At 55.8% G+C, this 24,768-nt stretch carries 19 protein-coding genes; 6 read left to right on the top strand and 13 right to left on the bottom strand.

Going from position 1 to position 24,768, the window contains the following annotated elements; translation table 11 throughout:
- From ABLV30_RS08665 to ABLV30_RS08655, 3 genes are all read right to left on the bottom strand, one after another.
- Positions 1–1,485 carry a sugar ABC transporter ATP-binding protein gene (locus tag ABLV30_RS08665; RefSeq protein WP_004848509.1) on the bottom strand — a complete coding sequence of 495 codons (1,485 nt, stop codon included), beginning with the start codon at positions 1,483–1,485 and terminating at the stop codon, positions 1–3.
- A 24-nt stretch (positions 1,486–1,509) separates the two neighbouring features.
- Complete coding sequence (locus ABLV30_RS08660; RefSeq protein ID WP_004848507.1) at positions 1,510–2,433, bottom strand: sugar ABC transporter substrate-binding protein; 924 nt, start codon at positions 2,431–2,433, stop codon at positions 1,510–1,512.
- A gap of 449 nt (positions 2,434–2,882) precedes the next feature.
- Entirely contained in the window at positions 2,883–3,902 is a 1,020-nt protein-coding gene (locus ABLV30_RS08655; protein ID WP_046876920.1) for a LacI family DNA-binding transcriptional regulator, read from the bottom strand.
- A 99-nt stretch (positions 3,903–4,001) separates the two neighbouring features.
- On the opposite strand from ABLV30_RS08655, the gene ABLV30_RS08650 reads away from it, so the two are divergent.
- Positions 4,002–5,009 carry a Gfo/Idh/MocA family oxidoreductase gene (locus ABLV30_RS08650; protein ID WP_182158103.1) on the top strand — a complete coding sequence of 336 codons (1,008 nt, stop codon included), beginning with the start codon at positions 4,002–4,004 and terminating at the stop codon, positions 5,007–5,009.
- 43 nt (positions 5,010–5,052) lie between these two features.
- Here the strand turns inward: ABLV30_RS08650 and ABLV30_RS08645 are convergent, their stop codons facing one another.
- On the bottom strand, positions 5,053–6,084 hold the full coding sequence (locus ABLV30_RS08645) for a Gfo/Idh/MocA family oxidoreductase (protein WP_064405447.1): 1,032 nt from the start codon (positions 6,082–6,084) through the stop codon (positions 5,053–5,055).
- A 162-nt stretch (positions 6,085–6,246) separates the two neighbouring features.
- On the opposite strand from ABLV30_RS08645, the gene ABLV30_RS08640 reads away from it, so the two are divergent.
- Complete coding sequence (locus ABLV30_RS08640; RefSeq protein WP_025107110.1) at positions 6,247–7,122, top strand: extended-spectrum class A beta-lactamase OXY-1-2; 876 nt, start codon at positions 6,247–6,249, stop codon at positions 7,120–7,122.
- Positions 7,123–7,388: 266 nt separating this feature from the next.
- Here ABLV30_RS08640 and ABLV30_RS08635 read toward each other — a convergent pair whose 3' ends face one another.
- The 6 genes from ABLV30_RS08635 to cadC form a co-directional block, all read right to left on the bottom strand.
- Positions 7,389–7,802 carry a hypothetical protein gene (locus ABLV30_RS08635; RefSeq protein WP_014228246.1) on the bottom strand — a complete coding sequence of 138 codons (414 nt, stop codon included), beginning with the start codon at positions 7,800–7,802 and terminating at the stop codon, positions 7,389–7,391.
- 152 nt (positions 7,803–7,954) lie between these two features.
- Entirely contained in the window at positions 7,955–9,472 is a 1,518-nt protein-coding gene (gene lysS, locus ABLV30_RS08630) for a lysine--tRNA ligase (protein ID WP_004848495.1), read from the bottom strand.
- A 341-nt stretch (positions 9,473–9,813) separates the two neighbouring features.
- Positions 9,814–11,289, bottom strand: coding sequence for a dipeptide permease DtpD (gene dtpD / locus ABLV30_RS08625; RefSeq protein WP_046876922.1), 1,476 nt, complete (start codon positions 11,287–11,289; stop codon positions 9,814–9,816).
- Positions 11,290–11,348: 59 nt separating this feature from the next.
- A complete protein-coding gene (gene cadA, locus ABLV30_RS08620; protein ID WP_004848492.1) occupies positions 11,349–13,496 on the bottom strand; it encodes a lysine decarboxylase CadA in 2,148 nt (715 codons plus the stop codon).
- Positions 13,497–13,577: 81 nt separating this feature from the next.
- Positions 13,578–14,915 (bottom strand): cadaverine/lysine antiporter, encoded by a 1,338-nt coding sequence (gene cadB / locus ABLV30_RS08615; RefSeq protein ID WP_004848490.1) that lies wholly within the window; start codon positions 14,913–14,915, stop codon positions 13,578–13,580.
- 364 nt (positions 14,916–15,279) lie between these two features.
- Positions 15,280–16,812, bottom strand: coding sequence for a lysine decarboxylation/transport transcriptional activator CadC (cadC, locus tag ABLV30_RS08610; protein WP_049103112.1), 1,533 nt, complete (start codon positions 16,810–16,812; stop codon positions 15,280–15,282).
- A gap of 352 nt (positions 16,813–17,164) precedes the next feature.
- Here cadC and ABLV30_RS08605 point away from each other — a divergent pair, with 352 nt between their 5' ends.
- The gene (locus ABLV30_RS08605; protein WP_025107114.1) at positions 17,165–18,031 is read left to right on the top strand and encodes a GNAT family N-acetyltransferase; all 867 of its coding nucleotides are present in this window, start codon (positions 17,165–17,167) and stop codon (positions 18,029–18,031) included.
- A 37-nt stretch (positions 18,032–18,068) separates the two neighbouring features.
- On the opposite strand, the gene ABLV30_RS08600 is transcribed toward ABLV30_RS08605, so the two are convergent.
- Positions 18,069–18,944, bottom strand: a complete 876-nt coding sequence (locus ABLV30_RS08600; RefSeq protein ID WP_025107115.1) for a LysR substrate-binding domain-containing protein — start codon at positions 18,942–18,944, stop codon at positions 18,069–18,071.
- A gap of 137 nt (positions 18,945–19,081) precedes the next feature.
- Here ABLV30_RS08600 and ABLV30_RS08595 point away from each other — a divergent pair, with 137 nt between their 5' ends.
- The 3 genes from ABLV30_RS08595 (at position 19,082) to ABLV30_RS08585 (ending at position 22,622) form a co-directional block, all read left to right on the top strand.
- On the top strand, positions 19,082–19,624 hold the full coding sequence (locus tag ABLV30_RS08595; protein ID WP_064378354.1) for a hypothetical protein: 543 nt from the start codon (positions 19,082–19,084) through the stop codon (positions 19,622–19,624).
- A 9-nt stretch (positions 19,625–19,633) separates the two neighbouring features.
- Entirely contained in the window at positions 19,634–20,461 is an 828-nt protein-coding gene (locus tag ABLV30_RS08590) for an MBL fold metallo-hydrolase (RefSeq protein WP_102803082.1), read from the top strand.
- Positions 20,462–20,645: 184 nt separating this feature from the next.
- Positions 20,646–22,622, top strand: a complete 1,977-nt coding sequence (locus ABLV30_RS08585) for a glycoside hydrolase family 28 protein (protein ID WP_182158100.1) — start codon at positions 20,646–20,648, stop codon at positions 22,620–22,622.
- A gap of 161 nt (positions 22,623–22,783) precedes the next feature.
- Here the strand turns inward: ABLV30_RS08585 and ABLV30_RS08580 are convergent, their stop codons facing one another.
- Both ABLV30_RS08580 and ABLV30_RS08575 read right to left on the bottom strand, forming a co-directional pair.
- Positions 22,784–23,497 (bottom strand): MgtC/SapB family protein, encoded by a 714-nt coding sequence (locus tag ABLV30_RS08580; RefSeq protein ID WP_025107119.1) that lies wholly within the window; start codon positions 23,495–23,497, stop codon positions 22,784–22,786.
- Positions 23,498–23,528: 31 nt separating this feature from the next.
- Complete coding sequence (locus tag ABLV30_RS08575; protein WP_025107120.1) at positions 23,529–24,764, bottom strand: MFS transporter; 1,236 nt, start codon at positions 24,762–24,764, stop codon at positions 23,529–23,531.
- Between the last annotated feature and the right edge of the window lie 4 nt (positions 24,765–24,768).

Raw genomic sequence — 24,768 nt, 5'->3', positions numbered from 1 at the left:
TCAATGGGATGCCAACGACAAAATGGTTTCCTGGTCGGCGTCCTCTTTATTGAGGATGCCGGTAATACGCCCTTCATGCATGACCATCACCCGATCGCTCATCCCGAGAATCTCCGGCAATTCTGAAGAGACCATAATCACCGCCACGCCGCGGTTGGCCAGCTCGCTGATCAGATGGTAAATTTCCGCTTTCGCCCCGACGTCGATTCCGCGCGTCGGCTCATCGAGAATCAGTATTTTCGGCTGGGCCAGCAGCCAGCGGGCAATCAGTACCTTCTGCTGATTACCGCCGCTGAGGTTATTAATAATCTGATCCATGGTGGGGGTTTTAATATTCAGGCGGCGGATCTGCTCCATGCAGTCTTCGGCCATTTTGAGGTGCTGAACAAAGCCGGTTTTACCGATATATTCCGGCATTTTGACGATGCTCATATTCTCCAGCACCGACAGCACGAGAAACAGTCCGGACTTTTTGCGGTCTTCCGTCAGCAGCGCCATCCCTTTTTCAATCGCCGTCGAAGGCGAGTCAATCGTGACCGGCACTCCCTCAATCAGCACTTCGCCGCTATCGGCTTTATCCATGCCGAACAGGCTCTCCATCACTTCGCTACGCCCGGCCCCCACCAGCCCCGCCACGCCGAGAATTTCGCCGCGGCGTACGCTAAAGTTGATATCGTGAAAGACCCCCTTGCGCGACAGATTGCGGACGGTCAGCACCTCTTCGCCAATGGCGTTATTGAACTTGGGAAAGAGCTGGGTGAGCTCCCGGCCGACCATCTGGGTGATCAGCGACTGGCGGGTAAACTCGGTGGTATGTTTACTGCCGACCCAGGTGCCATCGCGAAATACGCTGATCTCATCGGTAATCGCGAAAATCTCATCCATTTTATGGCTGATATAAATAATGGCTTTTCCCTGCTGGCGTAAATCGCGAATAATGGTAAACAGATGCGCCACTTCGCTTTCGGTTAACGCCGAGGTCGGCTCATCCATAATCACAATATCCGCGTTCCACGAAACCGCTTTGGCAATTTCCACCATCTGCTGGGAGGCGATACTTAACTCCCCCACCAGCCGGTCGGCGGATAGCCGGATATTGAGTTTATCCAGCAGATCCTGCGTCTGGCGGGCAAGCTGGCGATGATCGACAAAACCGTATTTCATCGGCTCGCGGCCGAGCCAGATATTTTCCGCCACCGTCATATGCGGCACCAGATTCAGCTCCTGGTGGATCATCGAGATCCCGGCGCGCAGCGCGTCCATCGTATCCTGAAACTGGACCGGCTCCCCTTTAACGCGAATCGCGCCCTTATCGGGACGGTAGATCCCGATCAGGCATTTCATCAGCGTGGATTTTCCGGCGCCGTTTTCGCCCATCAGCGCGTGCACCGTCCCCGGGCGCACGCGTAATGAGACGTTGTCGAGCGCCTTCACGCCGGGGAAGAATTTGCTGATCCCTTCGGCTTCAAGTGCAAAAGCGTTCATACTTCACCTCCGTACCCTGAGCGACTATTTCTGGTTGCGATTAACGAACTCAGCCATGTTGTCTTTGGTGATCAGCTGGTAAGGGACATCGATGATCTTTTCCACTTTCTCGCCGTTGGCCAGCTTAATGGCGGCATCCACCGCGCCTTCGCCCTGCCCTTTGGCATCCTGGAAAATCGTGGCGATCATCTTGCCGTTTTTGAGCATTTGCAGGGCATCCGGCGTCCCGTCCACCCCGGCTATCAGGATATGGTTCGGGTTTTTACCCAGCGCCTGCAGCGCGCCGATGGCCATTTCATCGTTGTTGGAGGCGATGGCCTGAATGTCTTCGCCGCTGGTCATCCAGTTGCTGACCACGTCAACGGCATCGTTGCGGGTAAATTTCGCGGTCTGCTTCTGCACGATTTTGATATCCGGATACTTCGCCACCACCTCTTCGACGCCTTTGGTGCGGTCACGGGTCGATTCATTCGCCAGGTCGCCGAGCAGAATGGCGACGTTCCCTTTGCCGTTCATCGCTTTGGCTAACGCTTCCATCTGTAAGCGCCCCGCCAGCACCGAGTCGGAGCCAACGTAGGCCATTTTGTCGGTCAGCTGCGCCTGCGGGCGGCGGTTAACAAAGATCAGCGGAATGCCCGCTTTAGTCGCCTGGTCCATAATCGGTTTGACCGCGTTGGTGTCGACCGGGTTGACGATAATCGCGTCGACGCCCTGGCCAATAAAGTTCTGCACCTGCTGTAGCTGCTGGGAGACGTCGCCTTTGGCATCTTCCACCTGCGCCTTAACGCCATCTTTTTGCATCTCTTTTTGCATTGCGGTGCGCAGAATCGTCAGGAAGTTGTCATCGAATAGCGCCATGGAAACACCGACCGAAATATCTTTCGCCATCACGACCGCTGGCAGCATGCAGGCTATCAAAGAGGCAACAACCGTTTTCTTAATATTCATCGTTGATCCTTTATTTTCAGGTACATCGGTTAGGTAAGGTAAAATGAAAAAATAGTTTCATTAATTGTGCGTTAAGCGCCTGCTTTTCCAGCTTTTTGAAAAAACAGCCCGCGCGCTGGTGCATTTTTTGTTGTTGATCGAAATCACAAAATTCAGTTGTTTTAAAATGGTTTTTTGAAACATTAGTCCATTTATAGCGGAAGAAAAATTCCAGACCATTTATTTCATTAACAACACATATGAAACTTTTATAAGTAAATAACTGAAATGAAAATTTTAAAACTGCGTGTTAACAGAACTTTGACACACATCTAACATTGACGCATAAATGCGCAAAAAATGAGAGGCAGGCGACGGTTTGCCGCGCGGCGCGCCGATAGCGGCAGCGGTTTAAAACGAGACAGGAGATAGGGTGTAAAAGGGGATGTCGACCCGCGGGCGGCGGACGCTCAGTCGACGTTTTCAGCGCTGTAAAGGATAAATTCGACCTTGCCGTCGCTGAAGAGATGCGGCTGATAGCCGGTTTCCAGATGGCGCAGGGCCAGCTCCACCGCCAGACGGGCATGCTGGCGCGGGTTTTGATCGATCGTCAGCGCCATTCCCCCCAGGGCCAGCTGTTCACGGGTGGTGCTGTAGCGTTCATGGGTCATCCAGCAGCACTCGCCGTAGCGGCGATGGCGAGCCAGCGCCTGCGCCACCTGCGTGTTGCCCAGCCCGGTATTGTAGATGCCCACCACGTCGCGGTTGCGGCGCAGGGCCTCTTCCAGCACGCGGTCGATTCGCTGTCGGTTGTCCTCCCCCGCCAAAACCTCGCCCAGCAGCAGATGCGGAAAGCGCTGGCTAATCACCTCGCGAAATCCCTGAATCCGTAAGCGATGAGCGCTGAAGTCCTGGCGCCCGCTGAGCATCAGCACTTCTCCAGGACGGTGCGCCATTAACCCCATCATCCTGCCCGCGGTGCGGCCGGCCTGCTGCTGATCGATCCCGACGTGACAAAGCCTCTGCGCGCCGGGGAGATCGGTGACCAGCGTAATCACCGGCACGTTCGCCTCGCGACACTGGCGCAAGGCGTCATAGACCCGCGGATGTTCGTTGCCAAAGACAATTATCGCATGGCGCTTTTTGCTGCTGCGGATAAGGCTTTTCGCCAGCTTTTCCGGCGCGGACTCCGCCACCAGCGTGCGGTGCAGCGTCAGTCGGCGATAGCCAAGGCTATCCGCCACGTCGGCGAAATCCTGCGTCAGACGGGAGAAAAAGCGCGAATCGTTATCGCTGAGAAACACTTCTATTTGCCACGGGAGACGGCGCTCTTCCGGCAGAATGCGCTTCAGCCCGGCCTCCCGCGCGGCCTCCAGCACCCTGCGCGTGGTTTCCGGCGACACGCCGCCGCGTTCGTTAAGCACCCGGTCAACGGTCGCGACGCCCACGCCAATCCGTTTAGCCAGCGCCTCCAGCGAAATGCTTTTCATCGTCTCCCCCATGATGGAAATCCATCAAAACGCGTGTGTCGGTCAGTGTAGCAAACGGATTACTTTGGCAACGCTAAATCCCTCTTTCTGGAGAAAAAAATGACCTGCATTCGTTTTGCATTGTTGGGCAGCGGTTTTATTGGCCAGGTTCACGCCGCCAGCCTCGCTCGGCATGAGCGGACCGTTCTGGCCATGGTGGCCGACGCCGATCCCGAGCGGGCGAAAGCGCTGGCTTCCCGCTACGGCGCGCGGGCGGTAACCGTCGCCGAGGCCATCAATAGCGACGCCATTGACGCGGTACTGATCGCCAGCTCGACGCCTTCACACGCGGCGCTGCTGGAAGCCGCCGCGCGCGCGGGAAAAGCGGCCTACTGCGAAAAACCGATCGATCTTTCGCTGGCCCGCGCCCGCCAGGTCGTCGAGAAAGTGCTGCCGCTCGGGGTACCGGTGACCGTTGGCTTTAACCGCCGTTTCGACGCCAGCCACCAGCAGCTGCGCCGGGAGATCGAGGCGGGCGCGATTGGCCAAATCGAACTGGTTCAGATGGTGTGTCGGGCATCGGTTATGCCGCCGCTGGAATATCTGCGCAGCTCCGGCGGCCAGATGCGCGACCAGGCGATTCACTTCTTTGACCTGCTGCGCTTTCTTACCGGTGATGAAGTGACGACCGTCGCCGCGCTGGGGGCTGCGCTGGCGCTGGCGGAAATTGCCGAATTCGACGATGTCGATACCTCTATTGTCATGCTGCGGATGCGCGGCGGCGCGCTGGCGCAGCTGGACAACACCCGGCGCACCGGCCACGGCTACGATGAGCGCATTAGCCTGCTTGGCCCGCAGGGGGTGATAGAGTCCGGCAGTCAGGCATCGCGCGGCGTCACGCTGTGGCAGGGAGCGCGCTGCATTCAGCCCGGCCTCTATCCGGACTGGTTCAGTCGCGTCGAGGGGTCGTACTACGCGCATCTGGATGCTTTTGTCCGCTCGCTAGGCGGAGAAGCGGTGCCGGACCTGCCGGGGCTGCTGGACGGGCTGCGGGCGCAGGCTATCGCCGAAGCCGCCGTGCTTTCCCTGCGGCAAGGGCAGTTTGTCAGCGTCGAACCGCTGGCGTAAAAAAGCCCCGTATGCGGTCGGCATACGGGGCAACGGCGCGCCGTTAACGCTCCTCGTTAAATATCACGCCAATCTGCCGCCGCACTTCGTCCATCACGCTCAGGTTTTCCAACACCCTGGCCAGCGGGCGGATCGGCGAGTCCGCAAGCCCTTGCCCCACGCACCAGGCAAAATGTTCGGCCTGATAAAACAGCTGGTCGTAGCGGTTGCGCGGCTCCTCCCAGCGCAGCACCTGCCCGCCCTGGCTGGCGGCGAGGGTAAAATTCCCCGGCGCGTAGAACTGCCCGTCGAGGGTAAGGGTCGCATCGCGCCCGGCCACCACCGCGCCGCCCGGCGTGTTGCTGAACAGGGTGGTATTGAGCAATCCCTGTAAGCCGTTTTCCCAGTTAAACAGCATCGAAATCTGCCCGTTGACGCCTCTTTGGGCGGGACGCCCGCGGGCGATAATGTCCTGCGGCACGCCGCCGACCATCACGCAGAATGAGGTCAGATAGCTGCCGAGATCCATCATCGGCCCGCCGGCGAGATCGGCATTAAAAATGCGATGATCCGGGGTAAAAAACTCGCCGTGATCGGCGAGCAGCGTGTGCAGATCGCCCAGCACGCCGTCCTCCAGCAGCTGGCGAATCACGTCATACTTCGGCGCGTAGTCGCACCACATCGCCTCCATCGCCAGCGTCCCCTGCTTCATGGCCTCCGCTTTCAGCGCCGCGCCTTCCCGCCGGTTCAGCGCAAACGGCTTTTCAATCAGCACATGTTTGCCCGCCTGCAGCACCCGCAGCCCGTCGGGAAAGTGGTGGTTATGCGGCGTGGCAACGTAAACCGCATCAATATCCGGTCGCGCCAGCATCTCATCCACCTGAGCGTAAGCCTGCGGGATCCCCCAGCGGGCGGCGAAATCGTCGGCTTTTTGCTGCGTGCGCGAGGAGACGGCAACCACCCGCTGGCGGCTGAGCTCTTTTAACGATTTCACAAAGCGCTCGGCAATCCAGCCGGGGCCAATAATGGCCCAGCGCAGCGAGGGGATCGCCGAGGCGGCGGGATGGCGCGGTTTTGGTAACTGTGACGGGAACATAGCGGCTCCTGATTTTATTTTGCCGGGGAGAGACACTATAAGCAGGCGCAGAGGAGGACGAATAACGAATTTATGATGGAATTCCATCATCGACACAGTGCTTGTCAAAAGCGCGGGAGTCGCGGATAGTCCGGGCAGCTCATCACTATCAAGGAGTCTGAGATGTTGAAAAGTTCGTGGCGTAAAACCGCCCTGATGGCCGCCGCCGCCGTTCCGCTGCTGCTGGCGAGCGGTTCATTATGGGCCAGTGCCGATGCTATCCAGCAAAAGCTGGCTGATTTAGAAAAACGTTCCGGCGGTCGGCTGGGCGTAGCGCTGATTAACACGGCAGATGATTCGCAAACCCTCTATCGCGGCGATGAACGTTTTGCCATGTGCAGCACCGGTAAAGTGATGGCCGCCGCCGCGGTGTTAAAACAGAGCGAAAGCAATCCAGAGGTGGTGAATAAAAGGCTGGAGATTAAAAAATCGGATTTAGTGGTCTGGAGCCCGATCACCGAAAAACATCTGCAAAGCGGAATGACCCTGGCGGAACTCAGCGCGGCGGCGCTGCAGTACAGCGACAATACCGCGATGAATAAGATGATTAGCTACCTTGGCGGACCGGAAAAGGTGACCGCATTCGCCCAGAGTATCGGGGATGTCACTTTTCGTCTCGATCGTACGGAGCCGGCGCTGAACAGCGCGATTCCCGGCGATAAGCGCGATACCACCACCCCGTTGGCGATGGCCGAAAGCCTGCGCAAGCTGACGCTGGGCAATGCGCTGGGCGAACAGCAGCGCGCCCAGTTAGTGACGTGGCTAAAAGGCAATACCACCGGCGGGCAAAGCATTCGCGCAGGCCTGCCCGCAAGCTGGGTGGTCGGGGATAAAACCGGCGGCGGAGATTACGGCACCACCAACGATATCGCGGTGATCTGGCCGGAAAATCATGCCCCGCTGGTGCTGGTGACCTATTTTACCCAGCCGCAGCAGGATGCGAAAAGCCGCAAAGAGGTGTTAGCCGCGGCGGCAAAAATCGTCACCGAAGGGCTTTAACCCGGGAACAGGCCCCTCTGCAACACTCTGCGCTTTGTTTCCCGGTGGCGCTGCGCTGACCGGGCTACGGGTCCACCGCCGTCTGCGGGCCGGTAGCCCGGACAAATGCGCAGCATCGCCTCCGGGAAATTCAGCCACTCTGCGCTTTGTTTCCCCAGTGGCGCTGCGCTGACCGGGCTACGGGTTCCCCGCCGTCTGCGGGCCGGTAGCCCGGACAGGCGCAGCCCGCCGCCTCCGGGACAGCCTGAATAGACAGCCGCCAAATATTAGTCGGTAATTTTAAACGTCAGCGCGTAAGCGCTGGTTTTCCTTTCATCGCGCGCTCCGCCCATCTGATAAACCCGCACCGTATATTTACCGCTGCTCATCAGACGTTGCTCAAAGGTATCACCGCTCAGAGAACCGTTAAAAATCGAATTATTATCAGGAGCGATAACATTGAAATAAGGATGCGGCCGCTGGCTGTTCATATTGATATGCATCATCTGGCCCGCTTTCGCCTCCAGCGTATAGTCGTTAACACCGTCACCGGTCACGGTGCTTTTTATTATCGTGCCGTTGCTGCCTTTATCAAAATGAACGGTATGGTTGTTGATATTATCACTTGCCATTGATAACACTGACGTAAATAAATAACTTGCACAGATCACGCCACCAACAATTAATTTTATTTTTTTCATTTAATTAACACCTTATGTTTTTTATGCGCGCTGTTATAGCACATAAGGTGTCCGGAGTAAGCTGATTCGCAATTATTACTCGTCGGAATTAAACACGTCGAAATAAAGGCCCCCCGGTTCAGGGAAACGAGGGGACCTGGTTTTAGCGGAATTTACTTCTGCGGACGCATTGCCGGGAACAGAATCACGTCGCGAATGGTATGGCTGTTGGTAAACAGCATCACCATGCGGTCGATACCGATGCCCAGGCCGGCCGTCGGCGGCAGGCCATATTCCAGCGCGGTGACGTAGTCTTCGTCGTAGAACATCGCTTCATCATCCCCCGCCGCTTTGGCGTTGACCTGATCCTGGAAACGCTGGGCCTGGTCTTCCGCGTCGTTCAGCTCGCTAAAGCCGTTGCCGATTTCACGCCCGCCGATAAAGAACTCAAAGCGATCGGTGATTTCCGGGTTCACGTCGTTACGGCGCGCCAGCGGCGAAACCTCCGCCGGATACTCGGTGATAAAGGTTGGCTGGATCAGATGGGCTTCCGCTACTTCGTCGAAAATCTCGGTGACGATACGCCCCAGCCCCCAGCTCTTCTCAACGTGAATACCGATGGATTCCGCCAGCGCTTTTGCCGCCTCGAAGTTATCCAGATCCGCCATCTCGGTTTCCGGACGGTATTTCTTGATCGCTTCGCGCATGGTCAGTTTTTCAAACGGCTTGCCGAAGTCGAACACCTGGTCGCCGTACGGGACTTCGGTTTTCCCCAGCACGGTCTGCGCCAGCGTGCGGAACAGAGATTCGGTCAGTTCGATCAGATCTTTGTAATCCGCATACGCCATATAGAGTTCCATCATGGTGAACTCAGGGTTGTGGCGCACGGAGATCCCTTCGTTACGGAAGTTGCGGTTGATTTCGAACACCCGTTCGAAGCCGCCGACCACCAGCCGTTTCAGATACAGCTCCGGCGCGATGCGCAGATACATATCCAGATCGAGCGCGTTGTGATGGGTGATAAACGGACGCGCGGAGGCGCCGCCGGGGATCACCTGCATCATCGGAGTCTCGACTTCCATAAAGCCGCGCGCGACCATGAACTGACGCATGGTGGCGAGGATCTGCGAACGCACCTTGAAGGTGTGGCGCGACTCTTCGTTGGAGATCAGATCCAGATAGCGCTGACGATAGCGCGCCTCCTGATCCTGCAGGCCGTGAAACTTGTCCGGCAGCGGGCGCAATGCCTTGGTCAGCAGGCGCAGCTCGGTGCAGTGAATGGAGAGTTCGCCGGTCTGGGTTTTAAACAGCTTACCGCGGGCGGCGATGATGTCGCCAAGATCCCATTTCTTAAACTGTTCGTTGTAGACGCCTTCCGCCAGATCGTCGCGCGCGACGTACAGCTGAATGCGGCCGCCGACGTCCTGTAAGGTGACGAAAGAGGCTTTCCCCATAATCCGGCGGGTCATCATGCGGCCAGCCACGGCGACCTCGACGTTCAGAGAGGTGAGCTCGTCGTTTTCCTTACCATCAAATTCCGCATGGAGCTGGTCAGAAGTGTGGTCACGGCGAAAATCATTCGGGAACGCCACGCCCTGCTCGCGCAGCGCGGCCAGTTTTTCACGACGGGTTTTCAGTTCATTATTAAGGTCAATTGCCTCATCGGCACCTTGTGCTTGTTGTTCAGACATGTTGGTTCCTCATAACCCTGCTTGCAAACTTGCTTCGATAATTGAACCAGGTCACTCTCCAGCGCGGCCTGTTCCGGCGTCGACGCCAAAGAACAATCTTAAGGAGCCTGGCTTCAATTCCGGCTGATTTCGCTCAGCCATCGCTTCAGTAACAGTTTTTTATCTTCGGCTTCCGCGCCTGCCAGAATATCCTCCTCCTGTTCAGTAAACGGTGCAAGGAGCGGCTTGTCGCTCCACTGTTGGGGTTACCGATCCACGGCTCGCGGCGTAAACGCCTTAGCCGGGCTACCAGGCAGCACGATTTTGTAGCCCCGGTAAGCCGGACCTGTCGCCAGACGGGGCTAGGCGCCGCCGCCGGGAAGTTCACCGGCGGCCGCGCGGCGTTTGCCGACGCTAAACGCGGCGGCAAAGGCGACGACGACAATCACCGCCACGCAGCCCAGCGTCCATTCGCCCATCTGGGCAAAGAAGTGCTGATATGCGGCAATCGCCGTATCGCTGATCTGCGACTCGGTGGTCTGCTGCGCCACCACTCCCGCCAGCCAGTTGGCTACCGCGCCGGTCGCCAGCATATAAATTCCGGTCAGTACCCCGGTGACGCCGGGCATATTGAGGCGGGTGATCTGCGCCATCGCTACCGGGTCGATAAACAGTTCGGCAAAGCCCATCAGCGCCAGGCCGGCCACCATCATGCCCATTGATGCCTGCCCTTCCGCCGCGCCGTGGCGCGCATTAAGCGCCAGCAGCATAAAGCCGCAGCCCATCAGCACCAGGCCAAAGGCGAACTTCAGCCACACGCGCAGCGCCGAGCGGGTCGCGCCTTCCGGCCGCATCAGCCACGCCAGCACGACGCCAGCCGCCATCACCGCCACGGCGTTAACCGACTGGAACAGCGCGGTCGGCACCTCAATATTCAGCAGATGACGGTTAACAAAGTGGTCGATGAACAGGCTGATCGAACTCCCGCCCTGCTGCGCCAGAACCCAGAACAGAGTCCCGGTCAGCATCAGCAGAACGATCTGCCACAGCGCGCGGCGATGCTCCGGCGATTTGACCATAATGCGCGCCACCATCTGGGCGGCGAACACGCACACGATCGCCAGCAGATAGCCGGACCAGTTATTCTCCAGCAGCAGCGTGAAAAACACCGGCGCAACGCAGAGCATCACCACCAGCCAGCCCCAGGTCGGCAGCACAAACTTTACCGCCCGCAGCGCCTGTTTATCGACGCCGCGCGCGTGGCGGAAGTAGCGGCTACCGCTGAGGAAAATCATCAGGCCGACAAACATGCCGATTCCCGCCAGCGCAAAGCCGATATGCCAGCCGTACCACTGCGCCGCCAGCCCACAGGCGATAGGCGCGGCGATGGAGCCGACGTTACCGGCGGCGTACAGCAGCGAAAAACCGCCGTCGCGGCGAGGGTCGTCAACGGCATAGAGCTCGCCCAGCAGGCAGCTGATGTTGGATTTGAACAAGCCGTAGCCGCAGATAATGATCGCCAGCGCGAGGTACAGGCTCCAGGTGGAATCGGATTCGACGCCCAGCACCACGTGGCCAAGCGTCATTAACAGCGCGCCGGCAATCACCGCCGCGCGGTTGCCGAGCAGGCGGTCGGCAAGCCAGCCGCCGAGAATAGGAGTGACGTACACGAGGGAAGCGTAAGCGCTGAACAGGCTGATAGCGTGGCTGTCATCAAAGCCGAGCTGATGGGTGAGATAGAGGATGAGTAAGGCACGCATGCCGTAAAAGCTGAAATATTCCCAGATTTGGATCGCAACGATGTAATAAATCGCGCGCGGCTGTGAGGGTGTTTTCATGTGTTCTCCTTGCAGCGTGAAAAAGGGAAGTGGCAAGCCACTTCCCTGTTGTGCATCGATTATTTGTTATTTTCTTCTTTCAGCACTTTAACGGTGTAACGACCATCCGCCTGACGATAGGCGCCGTGGATATCGGTTTCGAAGCCCGGATAGTGGGCGCCGATTTCGCACAGCATCTGCAGGAACTCCAGCACCGGACGGCTCTCTTCGGTGATCATTTCACCCGGCATGACCAGCGGCACTCCCGGAGGATACGGCAGGATCATATTGGCGTTGACGCGGCCCACCATCTCTTCGAGATACACCTCTTCGGTCTGACCGTGCAGCTCTTTCTGGAACGCGGCGTACGGCGTGATCATCATGGTCGGCAGCACTTCGAACGCGCGGAACATCAGATCCGGCAGGTTGTGGTGCTCAATCAGTTTATGAATGTTCTGCGCCAGTTCCTGAACGCGCATGTTTTCGTAGAATTCCGGATCTTCACGATACAGCGACGGCAGCATGTTTTTCACCCGCAGGTTCAGGTCGAACGCGCGTTTGAAATCAGTCAGCGCACGCAGCAGGCTCAGCGCTTTGGTTTTGTCGATACCGATACTGAACAGGAACAGCAGGTTGTACGGACCGGTTTTTTCGACCACGATACCGTGCTCGTCGAGATACTTCGCCACGATGCTCGCCGGAATACCGAACTCATCCATGGTGCCGTCTTTCTTCATCCCCGGAGTCAGCAGCGTGACTTTAATCGGGTCGAGATACATGTGCTCGTTATCGATGTTTTTGAAGCCGTGCCACGCGCTGTCGGAGCGCAGCGGCCAGCATTCAGCGCCATCGATATGTTCCGGCTGCCAGACGTCGAAGAACCAGCCGTCGGACTCGCCTTTCAGACGTTTGATCTCTTTACGGAACTTGATTGAACGTTCGATAGAGCCGTCAATCAGGCGCTTACCGGCGTTGCCTTTCATCATCGCCGCCGCGGTTTCCGTCGAGGCCACCACGCCGTAGTGCGGAGAAGTGGTGGTGTGCATCATGTAGGCTTCGTTAAAGGTCTCTTCGTTCACGTCGCCTTTAACGTGAATCATCGAGGCCTGAGAGAACGCCGCCAGCAGTTTGTGCGTGGACTGGGTTTCGTAAATCACTTTCCCTTCGACGCGGCCGCCGCTCATCCCGCATTTGCCTTCATAAATCGGCGAGAAGTTGGTGTAAGGCACCCACGCGGAGTCAAAGTGGATGGATTTCACATCCAGGGTTTTCTTGATGTAGTCCGTGTTGTACAGCAGACCGTCATAGGTGGAGTTGGTGATAACCGCGTGCACCGGCCAGGTCGCGTTCGGGGTTTCTTTCACGCGCTTCGCGATGGTCGCATGCTGGAATTCGCTCTGCGGGATACCGCCGAGGATACCGTAGGCGTTGCGGGTCGGGCGGAAGTAGATTGGCGTAATGTCGCTCATCATCATCAGATGGGTCAGCGATTTATGGCAGTTACGGTCAATCAGCACGGTGCTACCGGCCGGGGCGGAATACATGCCGACAATTTTGTTGGCGGTAGAGGTCCCGTTGGTCACCATGTAGCTGCGTTCCGCGTTGAAGACGCGGGCGATGTACTCTTCCGCTTCTTTGTGCGGGCCGCTGTGGTCCAGCAGAGAACCGAGTTCAGAAACCGAAATCGAGATATCAGATTTCATGGTATTGGAACCAAAGAAATCGTAGAAGATGCTGCCGACCGGGCTTTTCTGGAACGCGGTACCGCCCATATGGCCTGGGGTACAGAAGGTGTATTTGCCTTCACGCACGTATTTAAACAGCGCTTTGGTCAGCGGCGGCAGAATGGTGTCGATATACTCGTCGGTATTCTGTTTGATTTTGTTGGCAATATCTTCCGCTGCGCCCAGCGCATATTCGAAGAAGCGAACCTGCATCCGCAGATCGTTGAGGCTCACGTCCAGCGTTGAGTAAGTGTTCGCAAAGGCGTACAGCGGCATGTATTCGTTCATTTTGCTGATGTCTTCGCACAGTTCGAGATTGTATTTATCCCAGTCGAAGATCACGCCGCACAGACGCGCATTGTTTTCGATAAGTTTTAATAAGTCTTCACGGTCGTTCGGGTAGACAATACGGAAGTCCAGGCGTTCGAGGGCGCGATGCAGTTCACGGATGGGTTCTTCTTTGAAGTAGACACCCATGTGATTCATGATTGCGATAACGTTCATAGTCAAATCTCCAGATAAAGAAAGCCCCTCCCGCCACGTCGTGACAGGTGATGGAAGGAGCCTCAGGAATAGGGTTGCAGATTAATGCGCGCTGGCGGTGCTGCTATCAGCGGAGTTGTCGTTGTTCTGGCGCTGGTGCATTTTGCGACCGTAGAACATCAGGATAATCAGGCTGACGATAAAGGTACCGGCCAGTTCGAAGGAGCTTGCCCCCATCAGGGCGATGAAGCAGAACGCGCAGCCGAGTACGGAGCAAATCAGGCTGACGAAGTTGCGTACATTGATGCCTTCGAAGCGAATCAGGTCAACGCAGGAGTAGAAGTAAGGCAGCATGGTCAGCAGTACCGCGATACCGGTCAGCTCACCGAACAGGTCAGACGCTTTGCCGCCGGTAGAGTTCATCAGGGTAATCAGCACCATCAGCGCGGTCATTTTCACCGCGGCCAGCAGCAGGCCTTTTTTCGGAATACCGTTGCTGTCGAGTTCGCCATACACTTTCGGGAAGTTACCGTCATTAGCGGCACGTACGCCGGCCTGACCCACCAGCATCATCCACGAGCCCAGCGAAGTCAGGCACGCAAAGGCGGTGAAGGCGGAAACCATCGGCGCAGCCCAGCCGCCGAGAATGGTGGAGGCGCTCACTGCAAACGGCGCTCCGGATGCGGCCATCTGAGAGGCAGGATACATACCCGCAATCACCTGGGTCGCGGCGATGTAGACGATACCGGCCATCGCGGTGCCCAGCATGGTGGCCAGCGGCACGGTGCGTTTCGGGTTTTTCACCATCCCGGTACTCACGGCGGCAGATTCTACCCCGACAAAGGCCCACAGGCAGAGCAGGATACTTTTGATTACCGCGTGGCTGTCAGTGGTGCTGGAGGTGTTCCAGTTTGCCTGATAGGTTGCGGCATCAAACCAGTGCCAGCCGACCACCGCGGTCATGACCACAGGAATAAGTACCAGTACCAGGCCAATTGTTGTCAGGCGGCTAACCCAGGTCCCGCCGAGCATATTCACGAAGGTGAATATCCATACGATGGCGATACAGGCAATACCTGCCGGCACCGGGTTATTTAAAATTGGGAAGAATGTTGATAAATAAGAGACGGCGGTAATACCGATTGCCAGGTTACCGATCCAGTTGGCGTGATAATAAAGCACGCCGGTCTGGAAACCGAACGCTGGGGATATTTCACCGGCGTAGGCAATTGGGCCACCCTGCTGCGGATTCTTGGTCGCCAGCCGGGCATAAACATAAGCCAGAGACATCGCGCCAATAATAGAAATCACCCAACCCCAGATGGCAATACCACCGATGCTAGCGAGGTTTGCAGGTAATAATGCAATACCGCTCCCCATCATATTACCGGCGACTACGCCGGTACAGGCAAATAGCCCGATCTTCTTGGCAGAACTCATGTTTGCTTTTCTCCTAAGTTTATTTGGGAGGTACAGATCATGATGATGAACCTTTTATTGACCCGACCAACTGCCAACAAGATTACGGATTAGTACGAGATAAGTCCTAAAGATAAAGTGAAATAACTGCAAACATCAGACAAATGATATTTTGACCTTTTTCGCGCAACATATCAGGATGACATGTTGATATCAGGAAAAGGTAAATTAAGATATTTTTCAGTGGGTTATAAGGTCAACTTCGTGTTGAAAAAGTGTTGCGTGCGGGACCAGCTTGGTTATAAAACATAACAACCTTGTGGCTCATGAGAAACATAATTTTAACCTCACCACGGCCAAAACCATGACCTTGATGAGGGTTTACTTATTCTGAAGCGAGGAAGTTATCGAGATACGGAACCACGCGGGTCACGGAGGTCTGGAATACGGCGTTTTCAATCCAGTAAAATGTATTCTCACCCGGGCGTAAATTAAACGCCGTCAGGTAGGCATCGGCAGCTTCCCGGTTCTGCCCTTTCATTTCGTAGACTTTGCCCAGCAGCACATAATTCATCCACGACATTTCCAGATCAATCCCGGCATTAATCGCGTCATAGGCTTCATCCACTTTTCCTTTGCCCAGCATATCCACCGTTTTAATCTGATAAAATATTGCCATATCTTTAATCCCCGGCATATTACCCACCCGGGTTATTTCGCTGTAAAGATCGGCGAGCTGTTTCTCATCCAGCGGCTGCTGAGAATGGCGCAATACGTCAACCAGCGCCTTTTCCGCCCACGCATAGGTAAAGTCCGGCGACTGCTTATTCACGTCGGCAAGCAGGCTACTGGCTTTGCCCAGCGAATCAACGTCTCCGTTCATTAATAGCTGATGCGCCTGATAGAAATGGGTAAGCGCGATACTTTGCGACGGCTGATACTGCTTTAACATCTCCTGCATCCGCGCCGGCCACGGCTGCTTCAGCGCCTCAGAGAGGCTGCTCAGCAGGTCGTTCTGAATCGAAAGCTGGTTGTCGCTGGTGACAAAGTAACGCTTATCCATCATGGTCGAGCCGTCGGCGTTATCCACCACCTTCACCGACATGAAGCACTGCTGTGCGCGATAGTGCCGCTGGTTGACAAACTCAATGGTCAGGGTTTTACCGGAACTGCTCGGCTCATTGATGTTGTAGTTGGTTTTGTCGTGCACCATAAAGGTGGAGAAGGTGTTCAGCGAGGTGGTAATCAGGCTCCCCAGACCGATGGCATAGGAGTGCTGCGATGACCAGTTGTTGCAGGTGTTGCCGCTGAGCAGGTGAATATCGACATCACGCGGGTTAAGCAGCAGCCGGGTTTTCGTGACCGGCGGGCGCGACTGCAGGGTTGACAGGGCCACCAGCGCCACGCAGCTCGCGAGGGCCAGCAGGAACAGACCCCAGACGATAAACGTGCTCAGCCGCTTGCGTTTTTCCGGCTTCGCCACCGGTGTGCTGTCTGGCGCAGCCGCATCGGGCTGCGGGGAGGTCAACGGCGCGTCAAACCCGACCGTCGTCGTTTCTGCGGGGATAACCGGCGTCGGCTCCTCCCCCTCTTCGGTACACCAGATCACCGGCACCGTCAGCTTATAGCCGCGTTTGGGTACGGTAGCGATATATTCAAGGCTGCCATCGTCGCCATCTTTCAGCGACTTACGTAGCTCGGAAACGCTTTGCGTGACGACGTGACTGGTGACAACGTTGCGGGTCCAGACATTATCGATGAGCTCATCCCGACTGAGTACTTCGCCGGGATGACGGGCAAAGAAAACCAGAAGATCGATTAAGCGCGGTTCGAGAGTTAGCTGACGCCCCTTGCGGCTAATTTGGTTAACAGAGGGAGTAACCAGCCATTCTCCAACGCGAACAACAGGTTGTTGCATAAAAAAGAGCCCCAGGACGAAAAGGGAAAGGCGCGATGATACCACATTTACCCTACCTATTAATGATAGGGGTCATGACCATGAACGCAATATATTCCTCTTCGTTTTTGATGACTGGCAAACTTTCATTTGCTAAAGGCGTCTTTTGCCTGAGGGCGATGCTCCCTGGGGCGACAAAAGCGCGCCATTTTTAGCCCTATTTTCCCCGAATGTGTGACCTGAGCAAAGCTTAGGCGCGACAATCGTCGCCCATCCGTGGGGATATGCTATTTTTAGCTCGCCCGACAGAGATCGGACCGCCGAACAGATGGCCGAAAACAGTGCCTCACCCGCAGCGTAAGGAATGTCGACGATGAACTACAAATTAGATAAGCAAATTGTGCACAATGACGTGTTAAGAAATAGCTTCATTGACCTGGCGATTAAAACCTTCGATCTCTCCTTTAAAGAGTGGTACCGCAAAGGGTACTGGACCGACGCCTATATTCCCTACGCCCTGGTGAGCAACAATAAAGTGATTGCTAACGCCTCCGCCAATATTATCGATCTGATCTGGCAGGGCGAACCCCGCCGCTATATTCAAATCGGCACCGTGATGACCGATATCGATCATCGTGATAAGGGCCTGGCCGGGCAGCTCGTCAGGGAGATTCTGACGGACTGGCAGGATAAGGCCGACGCCTTTTTCCTGTTTGCTAACCCGACAACCGTTGATTTTTATCCGAAATTTGGCTTCGAGCGCACCGCCGAACATCAATATATTATGCCGGTAGTACCGGCAGCGGGCGACTTCCGCAAGCTCGATATGGACCAGCCGGAAGAGGTTGCGCGATTACAGCGGTACTATCAAAAATCGAATCCGTTTTCACAGCTGCGGGTACAGGATAACTTCGGTTTATTGATGTTCTACTGCTCCGCCTTTATGAAGCACTTCGTCTATTATTCCGACAAAAACCAGGCCATCGCGATTGCGATGCAAAACGGTCCGGCGCTGATCTGTTTTGATATTTTCTGCGACAGCGGACGCTCCCTGTCGGCCATTATTAACGAGCTCGCCGATGAAAATACGTACCAGGCTATCCTCGGCTTTACCCCCAAAGAGAATCGGACCGGCGAGTATGAGAAAATCGAAGGCGAAGATATTCTGTTTATCTACGGACAAAAAGAAAATATCTTCAAAGAGAATAAGCTGATGTTCCCGCTTTTATCCCACGCCTGAGGCTGCGCTTAACGCGTCTACGGCCCGCGACCGGGCCTTATTGCGCCAATAACCACTGTTCAAACGCCTGTAGCGCCGATTCGTTGACGCCGTTTTCCAGCGGCCTCACCAGGCAAAAGCGCTTGCTCAGGCTGCGGGCCTGCGGCCAGGGCGCAGCCAGCGTCCCGTTTTCGAGCGCTTTTTCAACGTACACGTGCGGTACCAGCGCAACGCCCTGCCCGGCCAGCGCGGCGGCTATCGCCATCTCATGCAGATCGTAGCGCACGCCCCGCGCCGGATTATCCAGCGCGATCCCGCACTCTTCAGCATAGCGCTGCCAGGCGTCAGGATTCTGCCGTCGATGAATACGCGGCAGCGCGTTCAGCTGGCTGGCGAGATCTTCTCCCGTAAGTAGCCCGGCGTGGCATACCGGCACCAGTCTCTCTTCAAACAGAAACCGCAAGCGCATTCCTGCCCATGCGGGATGCTCGAAATGAACCGCCGCGTCAAAACCGCTGCCGGTGAGGATAAACGGGTCGGTTCTGACCGCGATATTCAGCGTGATATCCGGATTCCGGCGCTGAAAATCCCCCAGTCGGGGAATGAGCCAGCGGCTGGCAAAGGTCGGCGGCGCGGCGATTTCCAGGCTTCGGCTGCCGTCCGCAGCCCCCATCAGATACTGCGTATCTCGCTCAAGACGCTCCAGCGTCTCGCGGACATGGTGCGCATAGCGCGCGCCGTTGGGGTTCAGCCGCACCCGACTCCCCGTCCGCTCAAACAGCTTGCAGTTTAACAGCGATTCCAGGCGGGCGATTTGCCGGCTGATCGCGCCTTCGGTAAGCGACAGCTCTTCCGCCGCGCGGGCAAAGTTACCGTGCCTGGCGGCAGCCTCAAAGGCCTGCAGCGAGGTACTGCTGGGGAGTTTTTTTCGCACGAACGCCGCCTCTGCTGAAGGTTTATCAATGACGAAATGTCATTGAGTGGTGAAATAATATCGTTTTATAGCGCTTAGTGCCCAACGTAGCATGATCAAACGTCAATAACATCATTCCATCATGCAGAGGGCAGCCCATGTTATATATCGTTGAGTGCAGCTACGCCGACCCGCAAAGCGAAGCCGGCTGGAACAGGTTTTACAGCGAGGACAAGCTGCCTGCGCTGGTGTCCGTCAGCGGATTCCGCGCCTCGCAGCGCTTCAGGGCGCTCTCCTCCGGCTGCCCGGTCTATCTTGCTATTCATACCATCGAGCATGGCGATACGCTCGCCAGTGAAGCGTATCGCCAGAAAGGCGGCGGCAGCTTTTCCCACTGGCAGGCGCATATTCGCGACTGGCGGCGAAACCTGTATCGCTACGGCGGCGTCTTTCCTGCCGTCGCTGAGGGGGATGTATTGCTACTGAGCCCCGAGCCGCTGGACGTCGTTGAGTCGGAACTGGGATATCCGCCGACAAACCTTTCGGCCGCCGGGCTGGATAACAACCCGCCGCAGCGCGTGGCGTACGTTCTGCCGCGCCGGGAGGCCATGCTGCTGGCGGGACGGGAAAACGTCTCGATGTATGAGCCCATGGCCGGTCAGTTGCAAAGCCCGACTGAAATACAGCCCCCATCACGCTAAGAGGTTGATATGCACAAACCCGCTTTTCTCTCCCGCCAGATTGGCGATTTTCAGGTGACGCCCCTCAGCGACGGCAGCATGGCCGCTGGCCTGGCGCTGCTGTCGGGTATTAATATCGACGATGCCGCAGACATTCAGCGCAGCGCGGGCGTCATTGACCCCGGCAATATCGACATTAGTGGCTATCTTATTCGCGGTCGGGGAAGAACGATTCTGGTCGACGCGGGTACGGGAGGCGGCGTGCTGGAAACCAGTCTGCGAGCGGCGGGGAGTGCGCCAGACGACGTGGATACTGTCCTGCTGACCCACGCTCACCCGGATCATATCGGCGGCCTGCTGGATGCCAACGGCGCGCCGCGCTATCGCCACGCCCGTCTTTATCTGCACCCTCTGGAAGCCGAATACTGGCAGGACGACGCCATGCTAAACCGGGCCAATGCGCGGGGGCAGCGCAACTTCACGCTCGCCCGCCGCACCCTGGACGCCTATTCCCGCAGCCTCGGTTTTCTGGATGAGCGCGAGGCCGTCGCGGGTATCCGCCCGCTATGGCTACCCGGGCACACGCCAGGCCATAGCGGGTTTCGCATCGACGCCGCGGCGCAAAGCCTGCTGATCTGGGGCGACATCGTCCATTTTCCGCATATTCAGACCGCCCGACCCGCCGCCGCCGTTGCTTTTGATTGCGATCCCGCGCAGGCCAGAGCGACGCGGGAAGCGATCCTCGCCCAGGCCGTCAGCGAAAACCTGCTGATTGCCGGTATGCACCTTGGCGGGTCGGGATTTGCGCATATCGTACCGACCTCGCACGGCTATCGTATTCAATATTCCGCGCCGTAAAGAGAAAGCGGGCCGGAGGTTAACGCCCTGGCCGCCTTTTCTTATCCAACAACGCTTTATTTTTCACCTGCTGAAAGATTGAACTGACTCGCGTTTATTTTTTTCCATAAATATAAAATATCATTTTATTTTAAATGAATATGCATTTTGTTTTTTACAAGCGATATGACATTAAGGGAAATTTATGTGCAATACCTTTGGACCTTCACGCAGTATGCTGGCGCTGGCTATCGCGCTGGCTGGCCTCGCGGGCGGCTGTAATGACAGCGGCGCCCCACGCGACAATCAGCAGGATGCGCCCGCCTCCGCGCCGCAGAATGTCTTCGTTCCCGCGCTTTCTGCCGATGAAAATAGCCTGGTGCTGGTTTGGGAAAAGCCGGAATCAGAGACGCAGCAGGTGGTGGACTACGCGATTTACCGTCAGGGCGAGCGGCTGGGTCTGGCGCGCGAAAATCAAAACCATTTTTCACCGGCCAAACCCTATATTGATAACTTCTATCAGCGGGTCGCCAGCGACGGCTGGCAGCAGCCAATCGACTTGCGTACCTTTACGGTCACCCACCTGGAGCCGGATACGGAATACGCATTTACGGTACGTGCGGTCTACGCCAATGGCAAAGAGTCGCCGGATAGCGCGGTGATTAAAGCGCGGACCAGCAAAACGCCGCACATCATCGAAGCCAGAACCTTTGGCGCGAAGGGTGACGGCACCACGCTGAATACCCAGGCGCTGCAGCAGGCGATCGATAGCTGCACCGTCGCGCACTATCCTCAGGGCTGTAAGGTGCTGATTTCCGACGGCGAATTCAAAACCGGCGCGCTGTTTCTGCACAGCGATATGACCCTGGAGATTGCCGCTGGCGCCACCCTGCTGGGTTCGGACGATCCGGCCCAGTATCCGCTGGAAAAAGGCTATTACCTCTATCCCTACAGCGATCATCCGCAGCCCCGCCGCCCGCCGTCATTAATTAACGTGCTGGAAGCGGACGATAAGGGCGAGTCTCCGGCCGGAACGTTTCGCAATATTCGCATCGTCGGTCAAGGCACGATTGACGGCAACGGCTGGACCCGGGGCGTCAAAAGCGGCGGCGAGGCCACCATCATCGACGAAATGGGGAACGCGCTGCCGCAATACCGGGCCAGCAGTGCGGCAAAAGTCAGCGCGGACGGCATTCTGGCAAAGCATCAGACCGAAGCTGCTATTGCGGAAGGCATCGAAAGCAATAGCGCCTATAAAAATCGCCGCTCCAGCCTGATGACCCTGCGCGGTGTGCAGAACCTCTATCTTGCCGGGCTGACAATCCGCAACCCCGCGTTCCACGGGGTAATGGCGCTGGAGTCAAAAAATATCACCCTGAATGGCCTGGTCCACCAGACCTTTGACGGCAATAACGCCGACGGCGTCGAGTTCGGCAATAGCCAGAATGCGCTGGTCTTCAATAACTTCTTCGATACCGGAGATGATTGCGTCAATTTCGCCGCCGGGTTTGGTAAAGGCGCGGAAACTTTTCATCAACAGCCGCAAAGCGGGGCGTGGATCTTTAATAACTATTTCCGCAAAGGCCACGGCGCCGTGGTGACCGGTAGCCATACCGGCGCGTGGATCGAAAAAGTTCGCGCCGAGGATAACGTCATGTATATGACCGATGTCGGCCTGCGCATGAAAAGCCGCCCTTACTACGGCGGCGGCGTAAGGGATGTGCTGTTTCGCCATAATGCGATGAAAGATATCGCCAAAGAGCCGTTCGTTTTTACTATCAAATACAGCGCCGACGTGAATGATACGACCCCTGCCGACGAGCCCGCTCAGTTCCGCGACGTTCAGGTGCAGGACGTCACCGTCGATGGTGCTTCGGCTAAGCACAGCATCCTGATTGACGGCATGACGGTAGCCGAAATGGCGGAGTCGTTTGGTATTACCTATTCTCGCGATGCCTATCACCAGAATCTGCGTTTTTCCAACGTCAGCTTCCGTAACACCAAAGCGACCAGTATCTCCTTCCTGCACGACAGTCAGTTTGATGAGGTGACGTTCGCCAATACGCCGCAGGCCTGGGCTTTTTTCGCCGTCAATGACGTGACGCTCGCTGACAGCCTGCATCAGCAGAGCATCACCCGCGGAGAAAAGGACAAACTTATCCTTGAGGGGGCAATGAAGTAATGGCGTTCCCGGCGGCGTAAGGCGCCGGGTTTTATCAGCGCTTCTGGCCTCGACAGATATCTGTCGCTCAGTGGTCCAAAGTAAAGACGCAGGTCATAACCGGCGTATTCAGCGTTCCCCGGACGATATAATTCCATTACATCCCAAATGTGCTCGCCAGCTTAGTGTTCAAGAGCGAGCGCGCAGACATGATCAACATGAGACAGATCGTGGTATAAGTCAGGTAAGGTCATTTTCTGGCGAATAACCATTTTCAAATTAACCTCAATCTTTCCCTTTTTAAGATCTCTAATCGTAATATTCTCAATAATATTTTTTTGCTGATGAATACGGCTTATCAGCTTTTCAAGGGCCCCTCGTTCATCAAGAACCACCCGTACTTTCACTTTTCCGGGGAACTGATTTTTAGTTTGCAGGAATATAATGAACGGGCTTAATTTTATCGCCAATAAGAACAAACCCGTGGCGAAAAAAGCATGAAAATAAAAACCGGCGCCGCAGGTAATTCCAACCCCGGCAGATGCCCAGACAATGGCCGCCGTCGTCAGGCCTGAAATAGCATCGTCGTGTCGATGCAGAATCACTCCCGCCCCCAGAAAACCGACGCCGCTGATAATCTGGGCCGCCAGGCGCATCGGATCGCTACGAATGTTCATCGAAATTTCAGCATAGTATTCCGCCGACTGTATTGAAACGATGGTTAACACACAGCTGGCGACAGACAAAATGACGCAGGTTTTGAATCCGACAGGTTTCCCTTTCGATTCTCTTTCCAGACCAATGATGCCTCCCAGAATAAACGCAATGCTGATTTTGACGATGGTCAATAACGGAAACCATCCGTGATCGACGATCGTGGCGGCCAGATTATTCATATTATTACCTTAATGAAAGATCCGTTATCAATCAGGAATTCGCTTTCTTCAATGCGAGATCCGTTTTGCGTTTTGACAGATCGTCGCGGAAGAAAATCAGGAAGAAGACGCTCACTACCGCGGCCACACCGGCTGAAACTAACCAGAATGTTTCCCATTGCGGTAATGCTTCCGGCCCTTGCTCTGTCACGGTATTGTTAAAAATCTGCCCGCAAACGGTAGAAGCAAACAGCAGCCCGACGCCGTTGGAGACGATAAACCTCAAGCTTTGCGCCTGCGCTTTGATCTCTGGCGCGGCTTTGCGGTCGACATAAATATCGCCGACGGTAAAGAAAAAGTCCCAGCAGAATCCCTGTAACATCAGGCCAATCAGCACAAACATCATGTTGGCATCCAGCGAGGCATGAGCAAACAATAGCGTGCGGATGATCCAGCAAACGGCCCCCAGCATCAGCGTGATTTTAAAGCCGGCTTTTAGTAAGAAGAACGACAGCAGGAACATGAAAATCACTTCGCAGGCAATCCCGATCTGCATCATTGATGCGGCATTATCGAACCCCAGCGCTTTCAAAAAGACCGGAATATAGGCGGAATATGCGGTTTTGGGGATCATTAAGACAAAGATACTCAGCATCAGCACGCTGAAGCTACGATCTTTGAAGAGTGCCAGAGCATCGAGACATAACAGATCGCGCAGCGCAAAAGCGTTTCCTTTTGCTTTTGGCGGCGTATTCGGCAATGTGAAGCAATATAAGCCCAGGACGACGCCGGAAGCTGCCGCAATATACCAGGTAACCGTGTTGCCGGAATATCCCATTTCACCAATGATAAAGCCGATTGCCATAAAGCCGAAGGTGCCAAAAACGCGGATGAATGGGAAATATTTAACCCCATTGATATGGCTAAAACTGATACTGTTAGCCAGCGCAGTTGTCGGATAAAACAGCAGACCAACGAGGAAAATCATGGTCAGCGTCATGCCGGTATTTTGTGCTTCAATAAATTGCGGAACAAACAGCAGAACGCCAGCATTGATTAAGTGCAGGATCGCCATGACCTTTTGTGATGCAAAGAAGCGATCGGCCACCATACCAATAAATAACGGTGAAATAATTGTCGCTAATCCGAGCAAGGCATAGGATGAGCCGATTATGGTCGCCATTCCATAGGTACTTAATACCAGCCCCATGGTCATATTCCAGGCACCCTGCATAAAGTACTGTATGAACATCATAATTAACAGGCGTGGTGTTTTATTAAGGTCCATATTG

The organism is Klebsiella sp. CN_Kp113 (assembly GCF_040064585.1).
Lineage (GTDB): Bacteria > Pseudomonadota > Gammaproteobacteria > Enterobacterales > Enterobacteriaceae > Klebsiella > Klebsiella michiganensis.
Note: the sequence above shows the minus strand (reverse complement) of the source record. Positions and strands in the feature narration are given on the sequence as shown.